Origin of the sequence: Psychrobacter sp. AOP5-GZ1-6 (genome assembly GCF_052376345.1) — a bacterium.
Lineage (GTDB): Bacteria > Pseudomonadota > Gammaproteobacteria > Pseudomonadales > Moraxellaceae > Psychrobacter.
In genome coordinates, this window is record NZ_JBQSVP010000355.1 from 1 (window position 1) to 394 (window position 394).

At 37.3% G+C, this 394-nt stretch carries 1 protein-coding gene; it reads left to right on the top strand.

Annotation, left to right across the window (positions count from 1 at the left end):
- A partial coding sequence (locus ACT3RN_RS16185) for an IS3 family transposase (RefSeq protein WP_444518881.1) occupies positions 1-196 on the top strand: 196 nt, incomplete at its 5' end.
- Between the last annotated feature and the right edge of the window lie 198 nt (positions 197-394).

Consider the following 394-nt stretch of genomic DNA (forward strand, 5'->3'; position numbering starts at 1 on the left):
CGGGCTTTATAAGTCCGAGGTCATTCATTATTTGAAAGAGAGCTGGTCTGGCATCAACGATGTTGAACTGGCAACCCTTGAATGGGTCGATTGGTTTAACAAGAAGCGTTTGCATAGCACGATTGGTTATGTGTCACCTTTTGAGTTTGAAAAGCAGTATTATGATAATTTAATCCTGTCAGGTGTTGCTGCCTGACTCAAGTAGATCAGCCTCCGATAAAGTCGGGGCGGTTCATTTATGATAAATATATTATTTACTAGATGTCTAACTTTACTCAAGGAGAATGAAATTGTCTTTACCGACTAAAATTAGGGTATTCTTAACCATACCTGCAATTATTTTAACCTTAACCTCTTGTATTAGTAATCACCAAGATATTAATAGTGTATCTCC